Annotated in this window: 17 protein-coding genes; 11 read left to right on the top strand and 6 right to left on the bottom strand. The window is 44.2% G+C overall.

Annotation, left to right across the window (positions count from 1 at the left end; translation table 11 throughout):
- Positions 1-151: 151 nt before the first annotated feature.
- A complete protein-coding gene (locus JJQ94_RS23500) occupies positions 152-2,965 on the top strand; it encodes a hypothetical protein (protein ID WP_099029962.1) in 2,814 nt (937 codons plus the stop codon).
- A gap of 78 nt (positions 2,966-3,043) precedes the next feature.
- Here JJQ94_RS23500 and JJQ94_RS23495 read toward each other — a convergent pair whose 3' ends face one another.
- The 3 genes from JJQ94_RS23495 to JJQ94_RS24270 all read right to left on the bottom strand — a co-directional run bounded on the left by JJQ94_RS23495 (position 3,044) and on the right by JJQ94_RS24270 (position 6,241).
- A complete protein-coding gene (locus tag JJQ94_RS23495; protein WP_099029961.1) occupies positions 3,044-4,846 on the bottom strand; it encodes a PKD domain-containing protein in 1,803 nt (600 codons plus the stop codon).
- 219 nt (positions 4,847-5,065) lie between these two features.
- Positions 5,066-5,590 (bottom strand): hypothetical protein, encoded by a 525-nt coding sequence (locus JJQ94_RS24275; RefSeq protein WP_236596542.1) that lies wholly within the window; start codon positions 5,588-5,590, stop codon positions 5,066-5,068.
- 330 nt (positions 5,591-5,920) lie between these two features.
- The gene (locus JJQ94_RS24270) at positions 5,921-6,241 is read right to left on the bottom strand and encodes a hypothetical protein (RefSeq protein WP_236596541.1); all 321 of its coding nucleotides are present in this window, start codon (positions 6,239-6,241) and stop codon (positions 5,921-5,923) included.
- A gap of 211 nt (positions 6,242-6,452) precedes the next feature.
- On the opposite strand from JJQ94_RS24270, the gene JJQ94_RS23485 reads away from it, so the two are divergent.
- On the top strand, positions 6,453-7,067 hold the full coding sequence (locus tag JJQ94_RS23485; protein ID WP_099029960.1) for a PQ-loop repeat-containing protein: 615 nt from the start codon (positions 6,453-6,455) through the stop codon (positions 7,065-7,067).
- 88 nt (positions 7,068-7,155) lie between these two features.
- On the opposite strand, the gene JJQ94_RS23480 is transcribed toward JJQ94_RS23485, so the two are convergent.
- Positions 7,156-9,660, bottom strand: a complete 2,505-nt coding sequence (locus tag JJQ94_RS23480) for a zinc-dependent metalloprotease (RefSeq protein ID WP_099029959.1) — start codon at positions 9,658-9,660, stop codon at positions 7,156-7,158.
- Positions 9,661-9,912: 252 nt separating this feature from the next.
- Between JJQ94_RS23480 and JJQ94_RS23475 the strand changes: the two genes are divergently transcribed.
- The 8 genes from JJQ94_RS23475 (at position 9,913) to JJQ94_RS23440 (ending at position 24,134) form a co-directional block, all read left to right on the top strand.
- The gene (locus tag JJQ94_RS23475) at positions 9,913-11,154 is read left to right on the top strand and encodes an efflux RND transporter periplasmic adaptor subunit (RefSeq protein WP_099029958.1); all 1,242 of its coding nucleotides are present in this window, start codon (positions 9,913-9,915) and stop codon (positions 11,152-11,154) included.
- Between the two features lie 10 nt (positions 11,155-11,164).
- Complete coding sequence (locus JJQ94_RS23470; RefSeq protein WP_099029957.1) at positions 11,165-11,869, top strand: ABC transporter ATP-binding protein; 705 nt, start codon at positions 11,165-11,167, stop codon at positions 11,867-11,869.
- A gap of 10 nt (positions 11,870-11,879) precedes the next feature.
- A complete protein-coding gene (locus JJQ94_RS23465) occupies positions 11,880-14,264 on the top strand; it encodes an ABC transporter permease (protein WP_099029956.1) in 2,385 nt (794 codons plus the stop codon).
- Between the two features lie 53 nt (positions 14,265-14,317).
- Positions 14,318-16,636 carry an ABC transporter permease gene (locus JJQ94_RS23460; protein ID WP_236596540.1) on the top strand — a complete coding sequence of 773 codons (2,319 nt, stop codon included), beginning with the start codon at positions 14,318-14,320 and terminating at the stop codon, positions 16,634-16,636.
- 243 nt (positions 16,637-16,879) lie between these two features.
- A complete protein-coding gene (locus tag JJQ94_RS23455; protein WP_099029954.1) occupies positions 16,880-18,046 on the top strand; it encodes an efflux RND transporter periplasmic adaptor subunit in 1,167 nt (388 codons plus the stop codon).
- A gap of 15 nt (positions 18,047-18,061) precedes the next feature.
- Complete coding sequence (locus JJQ94_RS23450; protein WP_099029953.1) at positions 18,062-21,214, top strand: efflux RND transporter permease subunit; 3,153 nt, start codon at positions 18,062-18,064, stop codon at positions 21,212-21,214.
- A gap of 340 nt (positions 21,215-21,554) precedes the next feature.
- On the top strand, positions 21,555-22,016 hold the full coding sequence (locus JJQ94_RS23445) for a hypothetical protein (protein WP_099029952.1): 462 nt from the start codon (positions 21,555-21,557) through the stop codon (positions 22,014-22,016).
- Between the two features lie 60 nt (positions 22,017-22,076).
- Positions 22,077-24,134, top strand: a complete 2,058-nt coding sequence (locus JJQ94_RS23440) for a S9 family peptidase (protein ID WP_099029951.1) — start codon at positions 22,077-22,079, stop codon at positions 24,132-24,134.
- A 443-nt stretch (positions 24,135-24,577) separates the two neighbouring features.
- Here JJQ94_RS23440 and JJQ94_RS23435 read toward each other — a convergent pair whose 3' ends face one another.
- Positions 24,578-25,051 carry a Dps family protein gene (locus tag JJQ94_RS23435; protein WP_099029950.1) on the bottom strand — a complete coding sequence of 158 codons (474 nt, stop codon included), beginning with the start codon at positions 25,049-25,051 and terminating at the stop codon, positions 24,578-24,580.
- A 403-nt stretch (positions 25,052-25,454) separates the two neighbouring features.
- Here JJQ94_RS23435 and JJQ94_RS23430 point away from each other — a divergent pair, with 403 nt between their 5' ends.
- Positions 25,455-25,664, top strand: coding sequence for a hypothetical protein (locus JJQ94_RS23430; RefSeq protein WP_010376516.1), 210 nt, complete (start codon positions 25,455-25,457; stop codon positions 25,662-25,664).
- Here JJQ94_RS23430 and JJQ94_RS23425 read toward each other — a convergent pair.
- Positions 25,661-26,302, bottom strand: coding sequence for an alpha/beta fold hydrolase (locus JJQ94_RS23425; protein ID WP_099029949.1), 642 nt, complete (start codon positions 26,300-26,302; stop codon positions 25,661-25,663). The genes JJQ94_RS23430 and JJQ94_RS23425 overlap by 4 nt on opposite strands.
- Positions 26,303-26,410: the final 108 nt, after the last annotated feature.

Raw genomic sequence — 26,410 nt, 5'->3', positions numbered from 1 at the left:
TACAAGCGCGCATTTAGAGCAACTAAAGAGCTGCTTACCTCAAAATAGACGTTTTAAGGTGTAACGTGCGCAAGAAATTGTTACTAAAAAGCACACTTTTTCTTTACATCTCTTGTTAAGCTAGCGCAACTGGAATTATTTAGGAAAGGTAATGCGAGCGCTACTGATAATTTTTGTGGCTTTTACTAGCTTTGGTTTACAGGCTAAGTGGCAAACCATTAAAACCGAAAACTTCAATGTGCATTATCCTCAGTCGCTTCAGCAATGGGCGTATTCTGCAGCAAATGAGCTGGAGGTGGTGCGAGATAAAGTGCTGGCACAGCAAGGCAGAGCCCTGAGTGAACGTGCTGATGTGATCATTTACGACCCAGAAAATGCGGCTAATGGCTTTGCACTACCCAGCACAGATAAACCAATGATGGCGCTGCAAGCAACGCCGCCTCAAGCTGACTCCGTAATAGCAAATAACACCAGTTGGCAGCAGTTGCTCATTTTGCACGAATATATTCACCTTGTTCATCTGTCACAGCCTAGCCGTAATCAATGGCGACAACATCTCAGAGATTGGCACGATATTACTGACTTGCTCGATGCAGTATTACCGCGCTGGGTCAGCGAGGGTTATGCGACCTTGCTGGAGTCTAGATTAACGGGACGAGGACGCTTATACGATAATTACAGTGAGAGCATTGTGCGTTATTACGCGCAGCAAGGCGCATTACCGACCTATAGCGCTTTAGATAATGGCGACAAGTCTTACCTTTCCAATTCCATGGCATACTTAGTAGGCGTACGTTTTCTAGCATGGCTTGAGGATAATTATGGCGCAGAGACGCTAGATGCAGTGTGGACAAGAGTGCAGGCGGTGGAATCTCGCAGTTTTGAAACCGCATTTAGTGGTGCTTTTGGAGCGCCGGCAAGCCAGTTATATCGTCGCTTTATTGTTGAATATAGCTATCAGGCCATGCAGCAAGAGCTGGCCTTGGTTCCGACACAGAGTGAGCTTTGGCAGCAGTTCGCATATGCTGCTCGAGATATCGCGTTCTCTCCAGATGGCAGTCAGTTTTTGGTGGTAGAGCAAAATCGTAAACGCCAAGTCACACTCAATATCTACGAAAATAAAGAAAATGTAGAAGCCATTGAGCAATTTAATAAGCGCAATGAAGCAATACTAAATGCTGATCCTAAAGATATTGTGGATATCGCACCTGAAGCCTTTCCAAAAAAGCGACTTGCGCAGCTTAATGCTCACAATTTTGCTGGTATCTATTACCCCCAGTGGCTGAATGACAGCCATATTTACTTCGTTGCAAAAGCGCCAGCTGCAGACGATACCTTTATCAATGATTTGTTTGTCTGGAAAGTTGGTACTGGAAAGCCTAAGCAACTAACCGAAGGCGCGGGTATTCGTCGCTTTAGTATTGTTGATACTAATACCATTATTGCGGAGGTGTCTCGTTTGGGTTACTCACAGCTAGTGACCATAGAGCTGAGCTCAGGCAAGCAAATGCCGATCACCACAAGTAAGCTTGGGGATGTCCATGACTTTCCTGTGCTCTCTAATAAAAAGACCACATTAGCCTATGTGCATGTTACTCCTAACAAGCGCTGGCAACTTGTTGTTAAAGATCTCAGCCATGATGCAACCGAAATCGTCTACTTACCCAAGTCACATCAATACCTTTCGGGGCTAACTTGGTCTCATGATGATGACAAGTTGTACTTTATTTCCGGAGTCGCAGGCCACTTAGCGGTGATGCGTTATGATGTGGCGAGTAACATACTTGAAACCTTACCTGTGAGTGCTAAACCGCTTGAGCAAATTATTACCCATTCACAGCAGTTACTGGTGAGCTATGCGACCCCTGAAGGGGTCAAGGTTAACAAAATAGTGTCTCCGGCTTGGCGCACCGTGAGCGTGTTGGAGCAAGTGGATGAGGCGGAACAAAAAGAGCTGCATCCTCATCAATTACCTGCGGCTAAGATAGATCAAACCGCGCTGCCCAGTTCTGATTATTCTGTGTTCGAACAGTCTTATTCTGTCGCCTTATCAGGCGCATTAAATAGCGCCTCTTTTGATAGTTTGGGCGTGGCATTAAAAGGGCAGGATGTGCTGCGCCAACTTGCTTGGCAGCTTGGAGCCGAGAAAAGTATCAATAATGGCGCGTTGATGGGCGCATTTGCCCAACTTGAATATCGTCATGAAAACTGGAAAACGACGTTTGATGCTGGATATCAAGAGCTAGAAGCGGATAAGCAGTCTCGCTCGCCACAAGCAAATACTTCGAATGAAAGCAGCTTTAAGCAATTTGCCTTGTCATCTAGCTATCGTTTTGGTGAAGCATTGAATTACCTCGCTCCTGAATTGGGTGTTATTCGTGTGCAACATGGTGAAAAGACATGGAGCGGCGGGCGTTACGGCTTTAACGGTCGTGCAATGTGGGATACGCAGCAGCATGGTGTAGCACTGCAAGTCTCTGCAGCTCAGTGGCTAGGTGAATTAGATGGTTTTGATTATCAGCTGAGTTTTTTCGCTAAAGCATGGCAAATTCCATTCTATGCATCGGTCGATAGCCGCTACAGCAGCGAATTACCCCTATCTGTGGGTGGTGGAGCGCTTACCAGCACTAGTATTAGTAACAGTTTGCACGCTGTCAGCGAACCTATGTTGCCGCATCTATTTGCAACGGGAAGCCGCTATTTAGGCTATGAATTTGCAACTTCATGGCAGCAGGGCAAACCTAAGTTATTTTATAAGCAGCATCAGTTAGATGGAGAAGTGATTGGACAAAATTACGGTATTAAGATGCGCTTACCTTTGTCTCGAGTGATATTAGATAAGGCCGCTGATTTTGCTCCTGCCGGATTAACCGATCTACAGTTTAGTGCTGGAGTTGGTCGTATAGAGGGGCGTAACATGACCAATGAAAACCGTGTTTGGTTTAGTGTTTGGTATGAGTTGTAGGTAATCGCTGAAGATTGCTATCAAATAAGCGGGGGCGAGCCCCCGCAAATCATTCAGTTTGTTTATTCGAAGTTTAGGCTAGTTGTGATCTGCTACGATTTGCAAACCTGAGTAAGCATTGTAACCGCGGATCATCACCCAATAACGCCCAGCCCCTTCATTTAGGCTGCAAGACTCAGTATTACCGGAGCGATAAGGGCGACAAGTCCAATTGCTGGTTGTAGGTTCTGCACCTTTAAGTACGTACATATCAGCATCACCAGTGCCACCACTTGTATTGAATGTCACTGTATTCGCGCCAGCAGGCGCATCGTAATAGAAGAAGGTTTCACTGCCTCTAGCACCCGCAAGCCCCGTTTTTGCAACTCCCTTGATAAGCTTTTGCTCTTCACCTGGCAGCGTCACGGCAACTTGTTGTGTTGTTGACGCAGTGTCACCATTACTATCTGTCACGGTGAGTTCTACGGTATAGCTGCCAGAGTTTGTGAAGCTATGTGAAGTTTGCGCGCCTGAAGCGGATGCGCCGTCACCAAACTGCCAACTATGCTGTGTAATAGAACCATTTGGTGAACTAGAGCCCGAGCCATCGAAGCTGCAGCTTAGGTCATTACAGCTGTAAGTAAATAACGCAACCGGCAATGGATCGGTAGTGCCGTTATCACCAACAGGGATTTGGCCACCAAAGTGAGTAGAAACCTGAGGCCAAATTAAGCTAATTTTAGCGCCTTTATTGGTACAGCCACCTAAGTGGTGTAGTGCAACAACATTATTGGTTGAGGCTGCAAGCACTGGTGAACCTGACGAGCCGCCAATAGTGTCGCAGTAATAGCCTATATCTGTACCAGTACCTCGACCATTCGCCGTTGCTTGGTTAACAGAGCACAGTCCATTGGTGTCTTGATCAGACTCAATCGACAGCTCTTTAGGGTTACCTGAACCATGTTGAGGTATGTAAATACGCTCGCCCTGCGATGGATTTCGCACATCTAAGCCAAAATAACCAAACGGCTGGGCCTTGGCGAAATCATTGATGGTAAACAGCGTATAATCTAGCGTGTAATCTGTTTTAAGGAAGTCTTTACCTGTGACCTTAACCACGGTCTCGCGCTGGCTGCCGTTACAGCTCGTACTTTGATAGTTAAACCATACCTCAGTATTCGCCAGCTCCGATGCTGATCCCACGCAGTGATTATTGGTAAACATGCGGTTATCTGCACCAACACGCCAACCCGTACATAAACCACTACCGTTCATAAGCAGTCTAGCAACTGGACGTGAACGCTCGAACTCTACCGGATGCGATTGCGCCCAGCACTTTACGTCTTTACGTTCCATCGCACCACAAGTTGACATGGGCGTCACATCGGTCAGGCCCTCAACAGTTGCTTGCCCTTCAGTACCATGATAGTAAAAATCGATCTCGGGTGTTTTGCCCGCATTACCCTGACCTGGGGTATATTCAATGATGACTTTATCAGCAGAGACTGACATAGCAGAAAACTGTTTAACGCCGTCATCGCCGAGGTCTGGATCAACTGTTGCTGCGCGGAGGCTTGCTTGGGTGTATTCATAGCGCTCGCCACTATCCTCCGAGCGAACAACGAGTTTACCGCCGCTTGCAAGATTGAGGTTTTTAAAGTGTAGTTTGATGTAGCTTGCATCTGGGTGTGAAACTGTTTGCACAATGGTCTGTGTAGACGTTGAAGTATTTGTAGCACTGTTTTGAGTAATAAGTGGAAGGTTAAGTTCGTACTTTTTACCAATCATTGCTTTGCTAGCTTTGCTGGTATATTCCATCATCTGAGCTTCCGTTAATGGCGCTTGTGCCATCGCGATACCAGATGCAAAACCTAATGCTGTGACAAGAATGTGTCGTTTCATTGTTATTCCTTTTGAGTGTGTGGTTATCCAACTTGAAATAAAAAAGTTGGGCGTCGTTCAGTACCAAGCCTTGGGTGCACTGTAGGGCACGACCAGTTGGTGGTATGTTTTTTGAACATCCACACACCAAAATAGAAACAATAATGTGATTTGTAAAGTTTTATATATATTATTTTAACATGAATTTTACTTTATTCATGCTATTCCCTGTTTTATGACTTATTTTATATCCTCATTACGAACCAATAAATGGTTCAACATGTTTTGCTTGGCGGTGTACAGGTCTTTTTTGTATTGCTCTTTGGACTTAATGACTGCTTGCTCAAAATATTCAAACGCGGTTTGGTATCTTTGCTCTAAATAAGCAATTTTCCCGAGCTCGACATAAACTTCCGGCAAGTAATGATAATTCAACAATAAAGGTTCAATAAGCTCTTTGGCTTTTTTATAGCGCTGTTGCTTTATGTAGCTCGAAGCTAACGAGAGGGTATCGAAAGGGGAGGTAGGGCTTTTTTCAAGCTCCGCTAGGATCATATTCTTGAGATTAGTTTGGTCTTTGGGAATATAGTTAAGGTAATTCAATAATAAATTGGTGCTGGTGAGGTGATTGTTGAAGGCATAATCATAGATTTGCTTCGCACTATTTCTATCACCAACATGCTTATGTAACAGCGCGGCAATATTGATAGCTTCAGCGTCTCTTGGGGCGTATTTGAGTGCAGCAGACAACAAAGAATAACTCATATCATAGTCAGCTTCCAACAAAGCGGAAACGGCCAAATTGGTATAAAACTTTGCGACTAAATCTTCATACTGCGCATTCCCTGAGAATACACTATCCTGCTCAGGGAAATAATCAACAACAGTTCCGCTAAAGAAAAGTCTGTTATTTAGAGTTGCTAATTCTTCCTTTGGTGTAATTAGTTTTGTCTTAAAATGGCTTGATGTGAGTACGAAATTTTGATTCTTCTGATAGATGGGAAAGCTATCGACTTTGGCGTAACTAGTTTCAATACCGAGAATATTGGCATAGGCCTGAGATAATATAGCTAGAGAAATGCAATTTCCGGACTGCTAATTTAGCAACTCACTGGCTATGAATGTTTCGCCGTCGTAAGAAAAGTGGCCAATTTTTGCCTGAAGGAAATTACCAAGAATTTCGTCTTTGGTTACATTTTTACCTCTGAACCGCTCAACATAGGTTAATAAAGCTTCTTCTTCTTGCTTAGGTAAAGTGAAGATTTGTTGTTCTGAAGGAACTGATTTCAGCGCAAAAAGAGAGTGGTTGAATAGAGAAGTTACATCTACCTTCTGTCTCATGTCTGCTGTAGTGGTGTGAGTGGAATTGCATCCGCTCAAGCCAATGCTAGTAAGTATAATGAGTAGCCACTTCATAGTAATTCCTTGTATTTATTTATATACACCTGTATTTCAGCCTTGCCATCTATTCAAAGTTGGATGTTAGGCGTCCAGTTGTATTTTAAAAGTTAGCTCTTAAAATGCGCGCCTTCAAAAATAAAACCTTAAAAATCATAAATTTACAATGTGTTTTTAAAAGTTTTACAGCACTTTAACTTTGCAACAATTTAGACATTTGGAGTTGGCATTGAGCGAATATTTACCGATCGTTTCTTCTTTCGTTTTGGTTTTAAGCTTTGTTCCTTTGATTAGGAAGATCCGTAAAAATCGCAGTGTGTCAGGTGTATCACTGTTAATGATGAGTTTTGGTGTTGCACAAAGCTCTTACTTTATTGCCTACAACGTTTTCTTTGAACGTTTTTTTATGGTGCTGCCTTTTGTTATTACTGGTTCTTTAAGTGCACTTATTTTATATTATTTTATTCGGTACAACGCAAGCTCGAAACAGCGTAATCAATTAGCACTCTTGCTTGCTTTGTCGACGTTGCCATTTGGGCTTTTATTGGCAAAGGACATTGAAGCAGCGGCGTTGCTAAATGCGTTAACTTACTTAGGGCTAGTGATGAGTTCAATTCGCGTTATGCCACAAACCTATAAAACGATTAAAAGCGGTGATGTCTCTAACTTAAGCGCTAGGTATTTCTCACTGCAGTTTTTAGCGGGAGGAATTGGATTGGCTGCTGAACTGAGCTTAGGTCATGTTAGCGTGGCTCACGTGTTGATGTTTGTGATGATTTTACTGACTAATGCCGCGCAATTAGGTTGTATTCAGTACTATCGCTCTAAACCTGCTTTAGCTTAGTAATATAAACGGACAAAATAAGGGCTAGCAAATTGCTAGCCCTTAACGTTTTCGCTCATTTCACTCGCGTAATACAAAAGCTTTTGAGTTACGCTTCTAGCGCTTTTGTGATCATACGGTCGATATACGCTTTATGTGCCTTAGTTGCCTGATCGGCACCCCAAGCTGTGCTCTTATCCAAAATACTCTGCAGCTGGAATAGTGCAGCTGCTTTTGCCAAATTGTCGTATTTGCTCGCTTTACTCAAGCCTGCGACATTAATCAAGCGAGAAACGTACTCTATTTGCAGGTTTTGGCTTAGTGTCGTTGCATTCTTATCAGTAACGAAAATAGCGGCGGTCAGGTCGTTCATAACCTCGTTTAGGCTGTATTCGTTACCATAGTACGCAGAGTCGCTGATACGCTGTAATACATTCGCGTGTAGTACCTGGTCTAGTACCGACTTTTGCATACCAAGTACCATCTTATGGACTTTAGGGTCTTCGTTCTTACCATAATGGTTAAAGCCACGGCGCTGTGCTTGCATGTAGTTATAAAGAGGCTGCATATTTTCAAGCACGGTCGGTGCGAACACCATTTCCTTAAGCGCGGTCATTGCTGCTTTTTGGCGCGCAAGTGGTACTGGTGTAAATGGTTTTGTTTCACCTTCTGTGCCTACTACGCTGCGCTCAACGTATACACCGCCAATTTGGCGTGAAATCACAGTTGCTTGAGCACGGTATTGACCAAACAGCATATTCGCTGAGGTTAATAACTGTTGGTTAGACTGACCTTCAACACGCGCTTTGCCTTTTAGTTCGGTGAATAAATGGTTGACCAGAGTCATGCGGTCAACGCCGTATGTCACCGGATCTGACGATAAGTCGCCAATCATCACGCGAGGATCAATATGACGGCCTGGCGCACGCATATCGTCGGCATCGTTGCCAAAAGCTAAGCCATGTTCGCCAGAACGAGATAAGATCTTTTCAAGGCGCAGTTGCTCTTGGGTGTCATCGTTAAGTGCCGTGCTGTAGCCAAATTCTATTGCCCAGTCATCATATGGACCCGGTTTGGTTTGGAAGATATCACCTTGTTCCATACCTAGCGGGGCGATGTTAGCTGGTGCGTAGTCCATCACGGAGCCAGTTACGATACCTTGTGTTTTTGACTTGTCGTGTACTTCTTTAGGACCCCACAAAATCGAAGATTTCATGTTGTGGTTTAGACCTAAAGTGTGTCCTACTTCGTGAAGAACCAACTGTACTAGGCCTTGTCGTAGCATTTCTTTGCGTTCGATGTCAGCGCCTGTTGCGAGGCTTGCCGTCATCAATTGGCCTTGCATTTCATGTCCAAGCGAGCAGTGTAGTGTATCGCTTGATGTCTCAGCACTATGGCTCATCTGCCCTTGAGAGTAGAGCGAGTCATATATCCAGCGATTACGCATAAACACGTATTCTAGCATGATGTCGGAACCAAGAATTTGGCCGGTAAGCGGGTTTGCTGTTGCCGGACCATAGCCGCCAAACGGTGGGCGAGGTGATGAAGTCCAGCGTAGGACATTGTAGTTGATATCGCCCGCATCCCAAGTGGCGTCGTCAGGCTGTACTTTCACCACAATGGCATTTTTAAAGCCGATTTTTTCAAACGCACTATTCCAACCTAGTACACCATCGCGAACCGTGTCACGCCATTCGACTGGTGTGGTGTTTTCAATCCACCACACGATTGGTTCAACAGGTTCAGAAAGCGCCGCGCTTGGGTCCTTTTTCACTAAGTTCCAACGCTTGATAACGTCTTTATATGGCGTCCAATCTGGTGAAGTTTGCACGTCGAACTGATTGGTGAAATAACCGATACGCGCATCATCGTAGCGAGGTTGGTAGCTATTGTCTGGCAGAGCGACAAAGCTATGTTGTACTTTTAGCGAAACAAAACGTGAGTCTGTTACTGCATTTGAGCCGGCAACTTTTGGGTCTGGGTTACTAAAGACATAATCAACAACGATATCTAAGTTGTTGCTGTATGGACGGTGCTTAACGATTCGAGATTTTTTGTCGTCTAATTTACCAAGGGCAAAACGTTTGCTTGCCTTTTTGTCGTCCGCACGTTTCCAAGGAGACACTTTGTGTAGTGACTCACTTAAAAATAGCTTGTCCGCTTTGAATAAAATTTTACCAACTTCGGCTTTTTCAATATCGATACTGGCAAGCACTGCTTCGCTGATGTTGGCATCGCTCGCGTTTGCGATGGCTGAGTTTTCATCAAAAATAAAACGCGGTGTTTTGCTGATAATATCAATGCGGTCAAAGTGCTTTCTAAATTCAATCAGTTTAGTTTCGCGGTAATTACCTCGAAAATGACCGGCATCGGTAACGCCATCAACAGTGTGTACGAAGTATAAGAAAGGTGTATCAAGTTGCGCCTCATTGAGTTGCATTAAATACTCGCCACTTTCTTTATCTTGATAAAGCGTGAACAGGCCATCGATACTGGTTTTATTTTCGATAAGTGAAGCGATGGTTTTTTCTTCTTCTTTTTTGTCTTTTTTTGCAAAGCTCGGGGCGCTTGCAAAGGTGATCGCGAGGGCAATGCTTAATGCCGTTTTCTTCATAATATTGACTCGAAATGGTAAAAATTAGAGTGTACCCAAAATAATTGGGCCTGTCAGAAACTCAAGGCAAAAGGAGTGTAACAAAAGATAAGCTGCATCTACTGCCGTTACTCTCCGATCCCGGAGTGAATGCTCCGATTTCGGAATATCAGCTGACTTTTTCAGTTACGTGATTTTTAACGTGCTGAAATGTAATGTTATTTCAACTTGGCATAGTTCTCGCTCTTAGCGCTTAGTCAGTTAGGAGGGGAAATGGATCTAGTCAAACCAGCGAAGCCAAAAAAAACCACACACTATATCGTTGTTGCCTGTTTAATGGCGGTGATAGTTGTTTATTTGCTGTGGCAACAATGGGCGTCTCATTCTAGTGTGATGCGCGCTGAAATACTGGTAGCGGAGGTGAAACAAGGACCGCTTACCTTATCAGTAGATAGCTTTGGGGAATTACGTAGTGCTGAGCAGTTTTTATTAAACGCGCAAAGTTCGGCTATCGTTAAAACTATCCACCATAAAGCGGGCGCAATTATTCGTAAAGGAGATGTGATAGCCGAGCTTGTGAGCCCTGATCTGGTGTTGCAAGTTCAGCAAGCCAAACAAGCTCTGCGTCAGTCGCGGACAATAAAAGAGCAGCTGCTACTCACTCAACAACGGGAGCTGTTAAACGAACAAACACAGCTGATGCAAAAACAAGGCGCGCTAAAAACCTTAGTATTGCGTCACCGCGCGGAGCAAAACCTTGCACAACAAGGCATTATTTCTGCGCTGAACTTTGCCCAAACTGAAACCAGTTTGAGTACCTTGCAACATGAAATCACTATGCTAGAGAAGCAAGCTAAACAGTTACAAGCACTACATGGCTCAGCGCTTATTCTTGCCAACGAGGAAATCAATATTCGCGAACAAGAACTCAATAACTTACTAGAAAAACAGCAACAATTAGAGATTAGAGCCAGTACTTCAGGGATCATTGAGCGCATGCCTCTGGCGCTTGGGCAACGAGTCAATGTTGGTGACGAATTAGCATTGATTGGCTCTAACCAGTCGTTGATGGCGGTATTGTCTGTGCCACAATCCCAAGTGCGCTGGGTTGAAACTGGGCAAGACGTTATGGTGAGCATGCAGGCCAACAAAGTAAAAGGCAAAGTGCTCCGAGTTGACCCCGTTGTGACAAACAATAGCGTGGAAGTAGAGGTGAGTTTACCAAATGCTTTACCGAAGCAGGCGCGAGCGCAGCTGAGTATCTCTGCCAGCATCGCCATTAAGCATCTTGCCAATGCCACCTATGTTCAGCGCCCCGCCAATGCCAAAGATAATCAAACGCAGACCTTATTTGCCCTGAATAATGATGACACCGCAAAGCCGATAGAAATCACTTTTGGTGCTTCAACTGGGAAATATATTGTTATAGTTTCTGGCGTTGAAGCCGGGAGACGATTAATCATTTCTGATCTAGCCTATCTTTCCAGTCTAGGTGAGACAATCTTATTAAAGTAGGAATATCAAAATGATAGTGCTTAAAAATATCAATAAAGTGTTCGAAACCGAAGAACTACAAACACATGCACTGAGAAATATTTCACTGGAAATAGCAAAAGGCGATTTTATTTCGATCTCTGGCCCATCTGGTTGTGGTAAATCTACTTTGTTATCCATCATTGGTTTGATTGACCAAGCAACAAGTGGCAGTTATACGATTGGTGCTCATGATGTGACAACCCTGACGCTTGATCAGGCCGCTGAGCTTCGCAATGAGCATATTGGGTTTGTCTTTCAGGCTTTTAATCTCATTGATGAAATTTCGGTATTCGATAACGTCGCTTTACCCCTAAAGTATCGCTCTGAAAAGCTGAGCAAGGTTGAAGTAAAGCAGCGAGTCGAGTCTTGTTTACAAAAGGTTGGACTGTCGCATCGCGTTCAACACAAGCCAAATCAGCTATCAGGCGGGCAGCAGCAGCGTGTCGCGATTGCTCGTGCTTTGGTGACAGAACCAAGCATTCTACTGGTGGACGAACCGACAGGTAACTTAGATTCGAAAAGTGGCGATCAGGTGATGCAATTAATCGCTGAATTGCATCAGCAAGGCACCACAGTTTGTATGGTGACGCACGATCCACGTTATGCCGATATGGCTCCAAGGCAGGTGAAATTGTTTGATGGTGAGCTGTTAGGCACTGTCGCTTCTGCTCAACCTGTTAGTCAACGAGCATAGAGAGGGCACCATGCAAGTGTTCAACTTAGGCCGTGCAAATATTTACCATGTTAGTGTGGTGACTACGCTGAGCTGCGTATTCGTTGTGATGCTGGTAGCAATGGGAATGTTACATAGCCTGTATTTCTCACCTCTACCATACCCGGATTCAGAACGTATTGTTAAACTTGAATACCCGATGTTTGATGAAAATGACAACGAGAGCAGCGAAGCCTTTAACTACCCATCATTGATGCATTTATACGAGCATAAACCTGCCGCAATGGAGCAACTGGCGATGGTGCATTATGCCGAGCAATTGCTTACCTCAGACGCCGATGCGCCTCAAGTTGAATCGGCTTATGTCTCGCCACAGTGGTTTAGTATTTTTGATATGCCGCTTGCGATGGGGCGGGTTATTACCGAACCTGTCGATGAGAGCAGCCCTGTGGCAGTGCTTAGCTTTCAAGCTTGGCAAAACCACTTCAATGGCGATCCTAATATCTTAAATAAAATGCTGCGTCTGGATGAGCGAGAGTTTACGATTGTCGGGGTAGCGGCAGAGCAGTTTTATGAACCTAACTTAAAAAAACTCACGCACAACACTGCGGTATGGCTACCTTGGCAATACAACCTAACTTCAGAGGAAGCTAAACCTTACTGGTGGAACCGTTATGCGCTTAACTTGATGGTGGGTAAACTGGCTACAGGGGCGGAGCATGAACAAGTCAGCCTCTCGCTTTCCAACGAAATGAACACACTTTGGCGCAGCAAAGTGAGCGACAGTGAGTATTTTGCGAAGTGGCATATTGGCATTCGCGCGATACCGTTGAAATCAATTATGCTCGGTAAGTCTCCCTTATTGTTATTTGGAATGTTTGTGGTATCGCTAGGCTTACTTGGTATAGCGCTCCTAAATATCAGTAATTTATACCTTGCAAGACTCAGTCAGATCCAGCGTAGGCTGGCAATTCAAGCGGTGGTGGGTGCAAAAATAAGAGATATTGCGCTGATGCAGTGGTTACCGCTGCTAGCACTTTGCTTAGTATCATTCTTGGTTGCAATTGGTGCGTCTTATGTTATCTGCCAGTGGCTACAGCAAGAGCTAGTGGGACTGTTGCCGCAAGCGCAGCTGATTTCGTTAACCTGGCAAAGTGTGCTTGCACTGGGATTGGTCGCTTTATTGACGAGCTGGTTATTGTTGTTAGCTGGAATGTCAGCAATACGCTTTCGCCACTTAACGCACATGCTAAAACAAAGCGGCAAGGGGGCTGCCGTTGTTGTGAGTGAGCGAGTACAACGGATCATGGCGGTGAGTCAGTTAAGTATTTCTATTATCTTGACCTTCTTCTGCTTTAATGTCGGTGTTGCTGCCATATCTCATCTCAAAAATGCTTATGCGGTAGATCTCAAGAATAAATACGAAGTCACGTTTTATGCTCCTGACACAATGCCGAGAGACGAATACCGAGAAGTCATGCGTCAAGCCAGTGAAGCCCTAGCGAATACCGCAGAAGTAATCGCGGTGAGTCGAAGCCGTTCACCCATCGGGCAAGGCGTTGGCACTTGGTCATTGCAAGAAGTCGAGACGCTCGAACGCGTGCATCCGGTTGGCCGAGTTGTAGATAGTGGTTATCTTGAGTTTTTTTCTTTGCCGTTACTACAAGGTCAGTTTTTCGATAGTGAAGCGGTGCGCCGCGGTGAGCAGCAGTTAATTATCAATAAAACTTTTGCTGAGCAACTAGGTGGCGAGGAAAAGGCGCTAGGCAAGCGCTTGAGCTTTAACATTGCAGACGGTGATGCGGCATTTGAAATTATTGGTGTCGTTGCTGATTTAGCCGTGCCTGGCGAACCCGCACTGCCCCATGTGTATCGGGCAGTACAAGGAAGTAATACGGCGTTAATTAAGACTCGGCAGCCGGTTACTAAATCCCATTTTGCAGCGCTGCTTACGCAAGTTCATCCAGCATTGAAAATCTTTAGTTTTAAATCACTTACTGCGCAGCGTGAGCAATACCTGTTGACTGATACCTTGGTCACCTATGGAGCACTATTTATCTTCGCGTTGGCGTTGTTGCTCGTGATTATTGGTCTGTTTGGTGTCTTTCGTTATAGCCAATCACTTAAAGTTTCTTATTACGGTACGAAAATGGTGCTGGGTGCCAAACACAGCGATCTCACTCGAGAGGATCTTACTACCCACTTTAAGCACATAGGTATTGCGTTAATGATCTCCCTGACAGGTTGCTTATTATTGTCGCCATACTTTCAGCAAACATTTAGTGTGGCAGAGTTTTCGATTGCGGCTGTGGGGATAATGTTGGTATCGAGTTCGTGTTTGTACTTTTCACTACAACAAATACTGCGCAGGCCACTCAATGCATTAATCAACCCATCTGAATTAGTGAAGGGATAAGCATGACATTATGGCATAAGCTATTGAGGCGAATGAGGTATAGGCTAAATCTAATGTTAGTCGTGTTATTGAGCGGCGCATTCGCCGCTATGATGATGAGTATTGGCTTATCATGGCAAGCTTATCAGCCGCTACCTTATGCGCAAAGCGATAAACTCGTTTGGCTGCAAGGGGATATGTTAGATGAACATGACAAGGCGATCATGGAAAATGCTATCTCTACGCCTGTTGCGTGGCAGCTTGCTCAAGACAAGCAATTGTTTGATAAAGCCTCCGCAGTATTCTATAGCCACAGCTTATTACGTGGTTCAGTGGTTGAGCCGAGGATTGAGACAACTTACGTCAGTGATGATTTCTTTTCGCTCTTTAATATTGCTTTAAAGGAAGGGAGGTGGTTTTCCCAAAGTAATGGGCTTGGTACAGCACCTAATGAAGTTGTTGTAACAGAGTGCTTTGTGAAGCAACATTTTCCTGATGAAAATATTATAGAACAGAGCATTCAACTTGATGACCGTCGTTATATCGTGGTGGGAGTGGTCGCGTGCGATGAGTCCGAACCGCAGTTATATCAATCTAACCGGATGAGTGAGGTATTCTTGCCATTTGCGCAGATGATGGGTGACCGTATTACGGGTATGGATCACTTGGCGGTAAGAAGCGACTTATTTCTGGTAGGTCGCATAAAACAAGAAAATGCGCAGCTGCAATTAACGCTTTTGCAAGCGCAGTTTCAAGTTGCATTTGAGCAAGCTCAATTAGAACAAGCGATATCTGGTCGTGCGACGCTCAGGTTTTCGTTGTCACCACTTGCAGATAAACTAAAAGGGCAGCTAAGAACAACGACGCAATGGTTAGCATTTGCAGGCGTTGGGCTGCTTGTCATTACCTTAGTGAATGCATTTTCACTCTACTTGTTAGATTTTAAATCCAAACAAAACCAGCTGGCACTGGCGATTGTACTCGGTGCTAAGCGCGGCAGTCTACAACTCGAACAGTGGCGTTATATCGCCTTGATTTTTTTGTTTGCGTCACTGTTTGCCATAGGGATAGCGAAAGCTGGCGTTTGGCTAATTCAGTTTTGGGCAAAGGAGACTTTAGCGCACGCGGTTTGGCTAACGCTGCCTTGGTGGAGCTTCTTATTGGCGGTTGTCTTTGCTCAGCTCTGTGCACTGGTGTTCGTAAAACTGGCAATGTCTCAGGTGTCATTTAAGGATATACGTAGTCAACTAAGTGGCTCAGGAAAGGGACAGGTCAAACAATTACCTAAGTCAATGAGTCAAGCCTTACTCGGATTGCAAATTGGTGTGGGCATAGTCACGATGAGCTTTGCATTTTGGCTATTGAGCTACTTTGGCGGGCAGCTAAATACCTCAAGTGGTTTTAACTCAAATAACCTTTATTTTGTTGAGTTACAGCAAAGTAACTACGATCGCAGCTCAGATGCTATTCAAGCAAGATATAATCAAGCGATGATAAACCTGTCGGCGTTTAGACAGCTCCCAAGTGTCGAGAGTGCTGCTCTGGCTGGCGTATTACCCCACGAGTTTGTATTTCTGGAGCCGCTAAGCTTAGTTGATGATGGCAGTGACTCAGTCGTCGCTTATTTACAGCTCAGCGGGCCAAATTACTTTAGCACCTCAGGCCTAAGATTTATTGCTGGTGGCGGATTCTCTGAGGATGACTTAGCTATCAATAGTTCGGGAAAAAAAGTGGTGCTCAATCAGCTTTTAGCACAGCGCCTTGGCGTAACAGCTGCAGATATCGGCATGACTATCTACGACAGAAATCAGCGTCCTATTACCCTTGTGGGTATTGTTGAAAACACCTTTAGCCATACCTCCCAAGCACAAGCCTTGGCTTATCTACCTTTTAATTTTATTAGTGGAAATATCCTAGTGCGAGCCAAAGCGGGAGAGAAATTAGACTTGCATACGGTTACCGCCTTGTACAAACAACAAAACCCAAGCCAATCGATCTTAAAGCTCGTCGATATTAAATTACGTATGCAGCAACTCAACAAAACAGCCAAGCTGAGCTTTTTAGCTGGGCTGATGATCGCACTGATGATGCTAATACAGGTAGTTGCAGGTATGTATGGTTTGCTCGGCTACCTCGCCATATTGAGTGCGCCGGTTTTCCATATCAAGCGTTTAGTCGGTGCTAAGGTAAGCGATGTTCTTATTGAACAGTGTAGGAGTCGAGCTTCTCTCGTGTTAGTCGCGGTGGTTATTGCTGTTTTCTTGTCTTTAGTAGTGGCGAGTATGTTTGGCATTTTGAGTCCGCTGCTTGGGACCTATCTGTTGTTCGCTATCGTATTGGTAGGCTGTATCGTTCTAGCGCTTGAGCTTCATCATGTCACTAAGCAGATCTAGGGTGATAAATGTGACAAAAAGCTGAGGAAATTGTTATATAACTCACAAAAATCGCACTTAGAAAGATCTTTATAAATCAAAGGTTTTGGTGCTTAATTGTTTGAAATTACTTTATAATTTCCGCTGTTTTTCGATAGTTATAAAAAGTTGTTCTAAAGGTGTAACAGATTCTTACAAATGTCACATCCGAGAACGCGCTAAACTTGGTACTATACGGTCAGGAAATTATCAATAGGTACTGTCATGCAAGCTAAAACTTTAAAATGGATTCTACCCTTTACCGTGCTTATAGTGGGTGTTGTCGGATTTATGTTCGTCAATGCCGTTGCTAAGAGTGAGCCTGAGAAGCAAGAAGTCGATTCTCGTCCTGTTGTTGAAGTTGAAACTCTCGCTGCGCAAGATCACCAAGTTGTGATCCAAAGCTATGGCGAAGTAAAACCGCTAGAAAGTACACAACTTTCTATTCAAGTATCGGGCGAAGTTGAATACTGGCACCCTAACTTTGTTGAAGGAGGTGTGGTACAAAAAGGCGAGGTGCTACTGCGTATTGAGCAAGATAACTACGAAGCCGCGTTGCTACAAGCAGAAGCAGAACTTGCCAGAGCCCAGGCGCAGCTTATCGAAGAGCAAGCACAAGCTGATGTAGCTGCTGATGAAGCAAGAAGATTTCCAAATAAAAAGCATACCGACCTATTTTTACGTAAACCGCAGGTCATGAGTGCCAAAGCCTCAGTAAAATCGGCAAAAGCTGCACTGCAGCGTGCAAAGCGAGACCTAGAAAACTGCGAAGTTATCGCGCCTTATAACGCACTAGTGGTGAAAAAAGACGTTGGTCTTGGCCAGTTCGTTTCTATGGGTAGCTCAGTTGGTACGGTCAATAACATCGAAACTGCCGAAGTGATTATTCCTATCGCGGGTTTTGATTCTGTGTTTTTACCTGAGCGAGTGTCAGGCCTTGCCGCTACGGTTTATCAGCGTGGTGTTAATGCCTTCTCTCGAGAAGCGGTAATTGATAGAGATTTAGGTACTGTTGACCAACAAACGCGTATGAACAACTTGGTAGTGCGTATTAACGACCCGTATGGTCTCACAACACGCCAGCCAGCGATAAAATACGGTACGTATGTACAAGTTAGCTTTGCGGGTAAAACGTTAAAACAAATCTACCGTCTACCTCAAGATATCGTGAATAATCAGTCGGTTTGGTTGCTTAATCAAGATAACCAGCTTGAGCCACGTAAAGTGCAAGTTATCCGCGAAGAGGGTGAGTTCTTCTTAATCGGCGATGGCATCACAAGTCGCGATAAAGTGGTCATGACACCACCTGAATATCCACAAAAAGGCATGGAAGTTAAAGTTGCTGGCACGGACTCCTCATCAAAGCCAAGTAGTCAGCCGGAAAAGCTGTAACAGCAAGGAGCGACCATGAGTGATATAGAAAAAACATCGCAGCGCGGTATTATCGCTTATTTTGCGAATAATACGGTAGCGGCAAACTTGTTGATGGTCTTCATACTGATAATGGGTTTTATCAGTTATGTGACTATCCAAAGGCAAATGTTTCCAAACTTTGAGATCAATTATGTGACGGTGTCAGCCGTGTATCCTGGTGCGTCTCCTCAAGAAATTGAAGAGGGGATCTTGATCAAAATTGAAGAAGCATTAAAAGACGTTACAGAAATCAAAAAAGGGGTTTACCGTGCCGCTAGAGGCAGCGGTAGTGCGCAACTTGAAATCTATAAAGATGAAGACCTAACGGAAGTAGAAGATAAAATTCGCTCGCGTGTGAATAGTATCGCGACCTTTCCAGCGTCCATGGAGCCTGTGCAGGTTCAGCTTATAGAATTTCGTCAAGACGTGGTGAACATCGCGCTGGCTGGTAATTTACCGTTGAATGCACTCAAGCCAATTGCCAAAGAAATCGAGGATGAATTACTCGAAATTCCAACGATTTCACTGGTTGACCGTTCAACCCCTGACTATGAGATTGGTATTGAAGTTGATCCAGACGCTCTGCGCCGTTACAACCTAACGATTAGTGATGTAAGTAGCGCAATTAGACGTTATTCAACCAACATTTCAGCAGGTCAAATCAGAACTGAATCTGGCATCATTGCAGTGCGTGTTGAAAATCAAATGTACCGCGGTAATGAGTTTAGAAATATCCCAGTTAAAGTTGGTGACAACGGTGCAAAAATTTATCTTCAAGATATCGCAGAAATTAAAGATGGCCTGACTGAAGGTGAATATTACTTCCGTTTGAACGGTGAAAATGCAGTATTCCTGTCGGTTAAAGCGACCAAAGACCAAAATATGATCCCAATCGCGAAAGCGGTACATAAATATGTTGAAGAGAAAAACGCCAAATTACCCGCAGGCTTAAGATTAGAACCAATCGTTGATATGACGTACTACCTGAACGCTCGACTCGAAATGATGAAGAGTAATATGATACAGGGAGCGTTACTCGTTGCAATCATGCTGACTATTTTCCTACGCTTCAAATTAGCGCTATGGGTAATGATTGGTTTGCCGGTGTGTTTCCTTGGTGCGTTCCTATTTATGCCAGCACTTGGGATCAGCATTAATATTGTATCGCTGTTCGCCTTTATCATGGTGCTTGGGATCGTGGTGGATGATGCCATCGTCATAGGAGAGTCCGCCTACTCCGAAATTGAGCGTAAAGGTCATAGCGTTAAGAATGTAGTGATCGGCGCTAAGCGTGTAGCAACGCCAGCAACCTTTGGCGTACTAACGACCATCGCTGTGTTTGCACCTATGATGTTCTCATCTGGTCCTGAAAGTGCATTCTTTAAGTCAATCTCGGGCGTTATTATTCTGTGTTTAGTATTCAGCTTGATTGAATCCAAATGGATTTTACCAGCACATATTGCTCACACTAAGATTAAACCACTACGTCCAAACAGTCGTCGTGCTGCATTTAACAAGAAGTTCTTCGCATTTGTAAACGGACCATACAGACGCTTTATTCAGCGCTGCGTTGACTGGCGCTGGACCGTATTATTAACTTTTGTGGCTATGCTGGTATTTAGCTTTAGCTTGGTGACTTCGAATTTAGTGCGCTTTATTCCATTCCCGAAAGTGCCAGAGGATTATCCAAAGATCGAAATTACCATGAACGACAACGTATCAGACGAGCAGACCATTGCAGCAATGCAGTCTATTGAGTTAATGGTACGCAATGTCGATAAAGAGATTGCCCAGGAATTCGGTCAAGGCATGATTAAGGATGTATATTCTTGGAACCAAAGCCGCACTAAGGGCTCAGTGTTATCGACGCTAGTTGACGAAGAGCAAAGACCGTTTACGGCTTTTGAACTTGCACGCCGTTGGCGCGAGGCAATGCCAGAGATCACTGCAGTGAAGTCAATCATTGTGTATGACAGTGTTGGCGATCAAAGTGGTGGTGAGGGTGAATTTGGTTATCGCTTGCTAGGCTCTGATATCGAGACCCTCAATGCGGCGGGTAGGCAGCTTATTTCAATGTTGCAGCAGCAACCAGGGCTTTTTGATATCAGCTCGAGTATTGACCCTGCGAGTAAAGAAATGCAGATCGCGCTCAAGCCAGTGGCTTATGAGCTTGGCTTGCAACTTGCTGATGTTGCGATTCAGGTTGGTAATAGTTTCTACGGTGGCGAAGCACAGCGTGTTATTCGTGATGGCGAAGAGATCAAAGTGATGGTGCGTTATCCTGAACTAGATCGTAAAGCTTTGGCTTCACTTAAGCGTACTATCATCACAACGCCAAAAGGCAAAGAAGTGATGCTAGGCGATGTCGTAGAGTTTACCGAGAAGCCGGGTATCAATTATATTCGTCGTGAAGATGGCTTTAGAACGGTATATGTATACGGCAGCATCGATGAAGAGCTGATTGAGCCAGATGCCGTGGTTAAGAATATCGAAGAAAATATCTTACCAGAGCTACTAAAACAGTTCCCAGGCGTAAAAACTAAGCTAGGTGGTAGTGTGGAAGAGCGCCAAGCACAAACCAGTGAGCAGATCTTATTCTTTGCCGCTGGTATGTTGATGGTTTATATCCTATTGGCTGTACCGCTGAAGAGTTACGCGCAACCGCTTATCGTGATGTCGGTAATTCCGTTTAGCTTAGTTGGCGCGCTATGGGGTCACTTAGTGTTTGGCTTAGATATGAGTACTATGTCTATGTTTGGATTGGTAGCCGCTGCTGGGGTTGTGATCAACGACTCCTTAGTAATGACGGACTATATCAACCAAGCACGTGCCGAGGGCGTTAAGCTTAAAGAGGCGGTTATTGAAGCGGGGTGTGCACGCTTTAGGGCAATCACGCTAACCTCTATCACGACGTTTGCCGGTGTCATGCCAATCATCTTTGAAACGAGTCTACAAGCAAGATTTGTTATTCCGATGGCGGTATCACTTGGGTTTGCAGTGCTATTCGCAACGCTTATCACGCTGGTGTTAGTGCCGGCCCTATACATCATCTTAACGGATGTGCAGGCGGCGGGTTCACGCTTAAAAGCGAAGATCAGACGCAAGCCTAAATCTGACGATAACCAACTAGAGAAAGCAGAAGCTTAGAAACTCTCGTTTACACTCAATAATATAAAGGCCGCGCAGTGATGCTCGGCCTTTTTGTGTATTAAAAACCCAACCCGTTTCTAGGGAAGGTAAATTAATGATTTCTTGCTGTACCTGCGAGTCGGTATTGTCACCTCTTTCTTCGCTGTGATGGCAAATGGCAAAAGAAAAAAAGAGGGCGGTTGAGCCTGCACCTAAGCCATTCTGGTTGCTAATTTAACGTCTTAATATGCGCTATACCAATAGAGTTGATTATCAGTGATTAGAAAATAAAGGATAGTATGATTCAGTGCGTTACATTAAAAAAAAGCTTTAGGCTTCTACCTTTGCAAATTTTGGCATGCACTATATTTTTTGCATGGGTGCTTATTATGCGATAACGGTTGAGGATGTCGTTTCTGGCAATTCATTGACTGTGGATGCTAGTTTGGCAAGACCAGCAATAATAGTGATGCTGCTGCTCACTGCAGGTGTCATTGTTTATGCAATCATTAATCTGGAACACACATTAATCCTCAACTTTGAGAATCGTGAAATTCACATTTATAACTGGCGCTCACCACTGCCGAAAGTGTATAGAATGACGAGCAACAATAAGCTTTGTGTTTATCGCCATCCAAATAAGCAGGATCAATTTGGGGTTGAGCTACTTTCTGTAGAAGATGAAGAAGTTTATCTATATTCGAGTTTTGCCTGTAATTGGCTTGTGCCTAAATCACAAGGAGAGCAATTGTGGCAGGTTGCAAAGTCTCAGGGTGTTGCTGTAGAGGAAACACCAGAAAGCTTTTTAGATGGTTGTTAATTCCTAAATTTGCTGTGATACACTGGTGAGAAATAACGAATTTAGGATGACAACTTGGTGATGGAAAAAACTCAACCGCTAGCCAAAAAGCAGCCGAAATCCTTGCTGCACCATAATCATGAGCGTATCGACAACTACTACTGGATGCGTGATGACGAGCGTAAAAATGCTGATGTGTTGGCACACCTCAAAGCAGAGAATGATTACTGTGAAGCGCAAATGGCGCCTCACCAAGCGCTGCAAACCCAGCTGTTTGAAGAAATGAAAGGTCGTATCGTAAAAGACGATAGCTCAGTGCCCGCAAAAGATGGCAACTATTGGTATGTGAGTGAAGTGAGTGGTGATGAGGAATATGCTAGGTATTATCGCGCATCACAAGAAGATTTGTCGGATAAAAAACTTCTGTTAGACATTAATCAGTTAGCCGCTGGCAACGAGTTTTATGACATCGGTGATATTACCGTAAGCCCAGATGAGCAACTGCTTGCCTATAGTGAAGATACCGACGGGCGTCGAATTTATACCATCAAGTTTCTTGATTTAAACACCAATACATTACTACAAGACGTGCTGTATAACACGGAAGGTCAGGTAATTTGGGCGAACGATAATAAAACCGTATTTTATGTCAAAAAAGACGAGCAAACGTTGCTCGGCTTCCAAGTGTATCGTCATGTGTTGGGAACGCCACAAAGCGATGATATTTTGGTGTTTGAAGAGCAAGATCGCCAATTTTATATGGGATTGGGTAAAAGTCGTGACGAAAGCGCTATTTATATCTATCTCGCAGCGACGGAAACGAGCGATCAGTTAATACTGGATGCAAACGATCCTTGCGGTGAGTTTAGCACCCTTATTCCAAGAGAAGCTGGCCATGAATATGGTCTTGAAAAAATGGGAGAGTTCTTTTACATCCTGAGTAATAAGAACGCTAAAAACTTCCGTTTAATGCGTGCAACAGCGGCAACCGTTGGTGATATCGAGCAGTGGGAAGAGTTGGTTGCCCATCGCGACCATGTACTATTAGAAGGCTTGGAGCTGTTTAATAGTCACTTTGTGCTGACTGAGCGTGAACAAGGGCAGATCCGTTTTGTTGTCCACGATTATCAAGGGCAGAGCTATCACCTTGGATTTGATGATGCTTGTTATTTTGCCACGGTAGGAAATAACCCTGAGCCAAGTTCAAGTAATATTCGTATCCACTACTCGAGTATGACAACTCCCAGCTCAGTGTACGATTGTGATTTAACCACAGGCAAGAAAACGCTTAAAAAGCAGCAGCAAGTGTTAGGTGATTTTAAACCTGAATATTATCACTCTGAACGTTTGCATATTACCGCAAGAGATGGCGTTAAAGTCCCTGTATCTTTGGTGTATCGAAAAGATAAGTTTAATCAAGACGGTAGCAATCCATTATTGCAGTATGGCTATGGCTCTTATGGTATTACTATCGACCCTAACTTCTCTAGTCAAATTCTATGCCTGTTAGATAGAGGATTTGTATACGCGATTGCGCATATTCGAGGTTCTGAGATGCTTGGTCGTGAATGGTATGAGCAAGGCAAAAAAGCCCATAAGCAAAATACCTTCAACGACTTTATTGATGTTACCAAGGCCTTGGTTGAGCAGGGTTACGGCCATAAAGACAAAGTGTTTGCATCAGGTGGAAGTGCAGGCGGCCTGTTAATGGGGGCAATTGCAAACCAAGCTCCAGAGCTGTATTTAGGGTTAGGCTGCCATGTGCCTTTCTTGGATGTGTTAACTACCATGTTGGATGAGTCAATCCCATTGACCACCAACGAGTATGATGAATGGGGTAATCCGAATAATGAAGCGGACTACCAGAATATTTTAGCGTATTCGCCGTATGACAATATTGAAGCCAAAGCCTATCCAAATATTCTAGTCACCACAGGCCTGCACGACTCGCAAGTGCAGTATTGGGAGCCCATGAAGTGGGTTGCCAAGCTCAGAGAATATAAAACGGATGATAATGTACTGATCTTTAAAACCGACTTGGAAGCGGGTCACGGTGGTGCCTCAGGCCGATTTAAAAGCCTGCATGAACGAGCGCTAGAAATGGCATTCTTTATCAGCTTATTGGATGGTAGGTCGTAGCTTTAGCTCGGTTTGTAGGTCGTAGCTTTAGCTCGACTCGTACATTCTAGCCTTAGCTCGACAAAAAAAGCGATAAAAGATCGCGAGGTAAACTCGCTCCTACCAGAGAAGAACCTAGGTAGGAGCTGGCTCGGTTTATAGGTCGTAGCTTTAGCTCGACTCGTACATCCTAGCCTTAGCTCGACAACAGCGAGATAAAAGATCGCGAGGTAAACTCGCTCCTACCAAAGGAAAACCTAGGTAGGAGCTGCCTCGGTTTGTAGGTCGCGGCTTTAGCTCGACTCGTACATTCTAGACTTAGCTCGACAAAAAAAGCGATAAAAGATCGCGAGGTAAACTCGCTCCTACCAGAGAAGAACCTAGGTAGGAGCTGGCTCTGCTTGTAGGTCGTAGCTTTAGCTCGACTCGTACACCCTAGCCTTAGTCCGACCTATCCGTCTATCTTAGTTTAAATACGCTTTAAGCATCCACACTAGCTTTTCTTGCTCTTTAATGTAGTCGCTCATTAGCGCTGCTGTCCCTTCATCTTCGGCTTCACCCGCCTGTGCTAAAATTTCACGCTGCATAGAAATAAGCGTTGTGTAGCCATCAAGCAAGGTTTCTAGTGCTTGTGTACCATTGCTGATGCCTTTTGCTTCTTTAATTTCGCTGTTTTCCAAATAATCAGAAAACGCATGCAATGGGTTGCCTTCAATCGTCAAAATACGCTCTGCGATTTCGTCTACTTTCTCAAGCAGTAGCGTATAAATTTCTTCAAATTTTAGGTGTAGTTCAAAAAACTCACGACCTTTGATGTTCCAGTGAAAACCACGGGCATTCATATATTGAATTTGGTAGCTGCTTAGTAATGTATTAAGTGACGTTACCAGCGCTTGGCTCTTTGCTTTGTCTAAACCGATAGAATTAATGTTTGTCATGCGATGCTCCTTGTTGATTCACAGTCAGTATGGCGCAACCTTAGGTGATTGCCCAATGATTAAAATCAAAGTGTTTAATCGAAAAAATCAATCAATAAAATAAAAACATATCAAATATTAATACAATATGACGTTGGGATGAGCGTGGTAAAAAACAAGATGAAACCCCAAGAAGTGTTCAAAAATAACAAGGTGACATAAAAACTCGGCGGGAATAAAGCTTGCCAACTTTTCCCAAAATATAACTAGAGCGCGTAGTTTTTGATCTAAGACAAGTGTTTAATCTCGTTCGTATTTTGGCGCTTTTAAACTTGATTCAGGTCAAAATATCACCGTGTTATAAGCGCATAATCATTTCATCAAGACACAAAAAACGCGGTGTCTACTACTTGAGGAAATGAGTATGAAAGGCAAAACAAAATCAGAACATAAAATGGAACTCGTCGTCGTTGTTATCGCTTTAGTGGCTTTTGTTGTTGGGCTAGTGGGTCACTTAGCTGGCGCAAGCATCGCAAACTCAGATACCTTTGGTTATATTGCAGCGCCAGTGCCGTTATTAGTTGGCTTGATCGCAGTGATTGCTTACAAAGTGGCTGCAAGCGCAGAGCACTAAGGCCTCTCTAACAGCTCGCAGATATAGTCCATTACCGCACGGGAATATATTAAGCTGGTATGGCTGAGATGAAATACTTTGTGCTCGGCCATGCCTCTGAGCTTGGTTTCTTCTAACAACACAGTGCCATCAGACTGGCTACCTTTTTGTAGCAGTGGCATTAGTCCAATGGGTAAGTCACCGGCAATACTGTAAAGCTTGGCGTCGAAAGGCCAATCTTGATTGTTAGATAATAAAAACTCCACACTGTTTTTTAACAGTAGCTCCAGTCCTTTGTCGTGCATATGCTTGGCAATGGCACTGCCTTTATGTGGTGTCCCTAAGGTCACCACTTTTTTTATTTGCTTGCTCGCAGCAGAACCTCGTTCTAAATATGCTCTTGCAACTAAGCCTCCCATGGAGTGGCAAACGAGTGCGGCGGGGCGGTCGCCAACAAAAGTATCTATAGCGGCGCAGATCTCATCAATATCTGGCGTTAATGTGTTATAGCTTAAATTGAGAATACGGTAGCCCGATTTACCTAAGCGAGCGCTAAGCGGCCGCATCACAAAGCCAGACATATACAAGCCATGCAGCACAACAATACTCTCGATGTTGGCGCTCGTGGTAATATTGAGTGGAATAGGAGAGTGGTTCATGCCGCCCCTTTAAACTTGAATACTTCTAAGCCTTGCGCGAGTGTACCACCCTCACTTGAATACTTGATGTATAAATCAATCCAAATTGAAAAATTATTATCCTAGATC

The sequence above is a fragment of the Pseudoalteromonas sp. GCY genome (genome assembly GCF_016695175.1).
In the GTDB taxonomy this organism is placed as follows: domain Bacteria; phylum Pseudomonadota; class Gammaproteobacteria; order Enterobacterales; family Alteromonadaceae; genus Pseudoalteromonas.
The sequence above is the reverse complement of the archived record's forward strand: the minus strand, read 5'-3'. Positions and strand labels throughout refer to the sequence as shown.